This is a genomic window from Roseomonas sp. TAS13 (genome assembly GCF_001950415.1).
In the GTDB taxonomy this organism is placed as follows: Bacteria; Pseudomonadota; Alphaproteobacteria; order Acetobacterales; family Acetobacteraceae; genus Roseomonas; species Roseomonas mucosa.
Genome location: NZ_BDLP01000700.1, coordinates 1 through 1,028 on the forward strand (window position 1 = coordinate 1; position 1,028 = coordinate 1,028).

At 56.4% G+C, this 1,028-nt stretch carries 1 protein-coding gene; it reads right to left on the reverse strand.

The window, feature by feature from the left end; translation table 11 throughout:
• Positions 1–373: 373 nt before the first annotated feature.
• Complete coding sequence (locus ROTAS13_RS26800) at positions 374–784, reverse strand: hypothetical protein (RefSeq protein ID WP_139323586.1); 411 nt, start codon at positions 782–784, stop codon at positions 374–376.
• Positions 785–1,028 lie beyond the last annotated feature (244 nt).

Here is a 1,028-nt window from a genome sequence, read left to right on the forward strand (position 1 = left end):
GTCGATCAGCGCCGCCAGCCGCACCAGTTCGTGCCGCCCATCGATCATGTCGACCAGCCGCGGCCGCAGCAGATCGGCCTGTTCCGGCGGGCGCGGGCGGTGCTTCATGCCCACAAGATTCGCAGGGTTTGTCGTCGAAAACAATCGAACCCTGCAAATCCAGGTCGCCGAGCCCGGAAAATCTCACAGCTAGATCAGTGCCTTACGAGTTATTCAAGGCCGACTACATAACAATAGGCAGCCTCTTCGTTGTGAAAATGAGGTGCCGAGAGAACCAACATTGCTAGCCCCTTACGCGAGCTATGTTACTAAAGGGAATGGGTACGCAAAATATAATACCATCATCGAACTAACAAGTGACAACGAAACCTCGTCATTGCGCAACGCCAACTGGTTCTGGATTCTCGTTATCAAGAGGCGGCCCTATCTCCGCGACGGCTGCCCACAAGGCTTTTGCGCTCTTTGCAACATCCCGCCTCTCCCATGCGTATGCGGTTCCAAGGACGATAAGACCGGCGCTTTCCGTGAGGGCGACGATTTCATTAAGCAAATCAGGAACGTCTCCATACTTCGCCTTAGGCTTGGGGTCGGAGGTGTCGATATGGAGTTCGTGGGCAAGATTGTTGTGTCGATATGTCCGTAGCAACTCCGCTGGCGTATCACTTCCGGACTGCAAGCGGTCTATGCGACCGCACATATCCTGAAATTCGTCCCTGACCCTTTTTACGTGCTCTTCTCCCTTTCCACCGGGCCATCCCCGCGCTCGTGTCTCGAAGACTTCCATTACCCCCGGCAAGGTCAGTAGTCGGCCTTGAATAACTCGTAAGGCACTGATCTAGCTGTGAGATTTTCCGGGCTCGGCGACCTGGATTTGCAGGGTTCGATTGTTTTCGACGACAAACCCTGCGAATCTTGTGGGCATGAAGCACCGCCCGCGCCCGCCGGAACAGGCCGATCTGCTGCGGCCGCGGCTGGTCGACATGATCGATGGGCGGCACGAACTGGTGCGGCTGGCGGCGCTGATCGAC